The following is a 2820-nucleotide window of genomic DNA, read 5'->3' as shown; positions in this document are numbered from 1 at the left end:
GCCGCCTGCGGCCGCGCCGGGCGGCCTCCTCGGCCTCGGCGGCGCTGCTGTACAGCTCCTCGTCCGGGACGAACTCCGGCTCCGGCAGCGCCGCGGGCTCGGCGGCCTCCGCCGCCACCTCGGCGGGCGTCTCGGCCGGCTCCTCCCGCGGGGCCTCGGCCGGCACCTCGGCGGCAGGCGCCTCGACGGGAGCCTCGGGCTGCTGGCCCGCGGCCTTGCCCTTCTTCCTGCCGCGCTTGCCGCCACCGCCGCCCTGGGTCTGCACCTGGTCCATGTGGACGATCAGACCCCGGCCGTTGCAGTGCACACAGGTCTCGGAGAAGGACTCCAGCAGCCCCTGGCCGACCCGCTTGCGCGTCATCTGGACCAGCCCCAGCGAGGTGACCTCGGCCACCTGGTGCTTGGTGCGGTCGCGGCCCAGGCACTCCAGCAGGCGGCGCATGACCAGGTCGCGGTTGGACTCCAGCACCATGTCGATGAAGTCGATCACGATGATGCCGCCGAGGTCGCGCAGCCTGAGCTGGCGCACGATCTCCTCGGCCGCCTCCAGGTTGTTCCTGGTGACCGTCTCCTCCAGGTTGCCGCCCTGGCCGGTGAACTTGCCGGTGTTGACGTCGATCACGACCATCGCCTCGGTGCGGTCGATGACCAGCGATCCGCCGCTGGGCAGCCAGACCTTGCGGTCCAGCGCCTTCATCAGCTGCTCGTCGATCCGGTAGGTGGCGAAGACGTCCACCTCGGAGGTCCAGCGCTGGAGCCGGTCGGCCAGGTCGGGCGCGACGTGCGAGACGTACCCGTGGATCGTCTCCCATGCCTGGTCACCGCTGATGACGACCTTGGAGAAGTCCTCGTTGAAGATGTCGCGGACGACGCGGACGGTCATGTCCGGCTCCCCGTAGAGCAGCGTCGGCGCGCCGCCCTTACGGGCCTTCTTCTGGATGTCCTCCCACTGCGCCTGGAGCCGCTCGACGTCGCGGCGCAGCTCGTCCTCGCTGGCCCCCTCGGCGGCGGTGCGGACGATGACGCCCGCGTCCTCGGGGACGATCCGCTTGAGGATCTGCTTGAGCCGGGCCCGCTCGGTGTCCGGCAGCTTGCGGCTGATGCCGGTCATCGAGCCCTCGGGCACGTAGACCAGGTAGCGGCCGGGGAGGGAGACCTGACTGGTCAGCCGGGCGCCCTTGTGGCCGATGGGGTCCTTGGTCACCTGGACCAGGACGGACTGGCCGGACTTGAGCGCGGTCTCGATGCGGCGCGGACCACCGGACAGGCCCAGCGACTCGAAGTTCACCTCACCGGCGTACAGGACGGCGTTGCGCCCCTTGCCGATGTCGACGAAGGCGGCCTCCATCGACGGCAGGACGTTCTGGACCTTGCCCAGGTAGACGTTGCCGACGTAGCTGGTGGCCTGCTCCTTGTTGACGAAGTGCTCGACGAGGACGCCGTCCTCCAGCACCCCGATCTGGGTGCGCTCGCCGCTCTGGCGGACGACCATGACGCGCTCGACGGCCTCGCGGCGGGCCAGGAACTCGGCCTCGGTGATGATCGGGACGCGGCGGCGGCCCTGCTCACGGCCCTCGCGGCGGCGCTGCTTCTTGGCCTCCAGACGGGTGGAGCCCTTGATGGACTGCACACCGTCGGAGCTCTCGGACGGCTCGTCCTTCTTCTTCCGCGGCTCGCGGACCTTGACGACCGTGCGCTCCGGGTCGTCCGGAGCCGCCTCGGCGGCCTGGGGCTCGGCCTCGCCGCCGCGGCGGCGGCGACGGCGACGGCGGCGCGAGGAACTGCTGGAGGCTCCCTGGTGCTCCTCCGCCTCCTCGTCCCGCTCCCCGTCCTCACCGCCGCCCTCGGCGGCCGCTCCCCCGGCCTCCTCGGTGCTCTCGCGGGTCTCGTCGCCCTCCTCGCCCTCGGCGGCGTCCTCGGACGCCTCGGCGTCGGAGCCGCGACGGCGGCGGCGCCCACCACGGCGGCGGCGGCGCGAGGGGCGCTCCTCGCCCTCGTCGGTCTCGCCCCGGCCGTAGGTCTCCTCGTCCTCCTCGCCGTCTTCCTCGGCGGCTCCCGCTCCGGCCCCGGTCCGGGCCTCCGCGGTCTCCTCGGCGCTTCCGGCGACCCCGGCGGCGGGCTGCTCGTCCCGCTCCTCCCGCTCGGCGGGCTCACCGCCCCTGCGGCGGCGGCGACGGCGACGGGCGGCCGCACGCTCCTCGCGCTCGGCCTCCGCATCGCCGCCGGCCCCGGTCCCGGTCCCGTACTCCTCGGAGGTCTCCGGCTCCTCCTCGTCCTCGGCGGACTCGGCAGCGGCGGCGGCCGCCGCCGTCTCCGGGGTCTGGAAGACCGGCTCGGCGAACACGGGCGCCTGGAACACCGCCATCGGCGCCATCGGCGGCTTCCTGCGGGCGCGCCGGGGAGCGGCGGACTCGGCCTCGGCGACGGGCCCGGCCTCGACGGCGGACCCCTCGGCCCGCGCGGGCTCCTCCGCCTCCGCGGGCTCGCCGGCCTTCGCCCTGGCCCTCGCGGGCTTCCGGGTCCTCGCGGGACGCCCGGTCTCGGCGGGGACCTCGGACGGCGCCTCGGCGGCGGGCTCCGGTTCCGCGGCGGGCTCCTCCTGTGCGGACTCCTGCCGAGCGGGCTTCTCGGCGGTCCTTCGGGTGCGCCGCCGGGCACGGGCGGGTGCCGGCTGCTCCTCGGCGGCCGCTTCCGCGGACTCGGCCGGTTCCGCCGCCTCGGCGGCGGGCTCCTGCCGTGCGGACTCCTCCTGTTCCGCACCCTCTCCGGCCGCCTGCGGCGGGCCCGCCGGGGCGGAGGCCCGACGGGTGGCACGGCGGC

The 2820-nt window shown here is 74.9% G+C and carries 1 protein-coding gene; it reads right to left on the bottom strand.

Annotated features, from left to right (window positions below):
- A partial coding sequence (locus ACLIYP_RS30085; RefSeq protein WP_412716243.1) for an Rne/Rng family ribonuclease occupies nucleotides 1-2820 on the bottom strand: 2820 nt, incomplete at both ends.

Origin of the sequence: Streptomyces nanhaiensis, assembly GCF_046614825.1 — a bacterium.
GTDB classification, from domain to species: Bacteria; Actinomycetota; Actinomycetes; order Streptomycetales; family Streptomycetaceae; genus Streptomyces; species Streptomyces radiopugnans.
The sequence above is the reverse complement of the archived record's forward strand: the minus strand, read 5'-3'. Positions and strand labels throughout refer to the sequence as shown.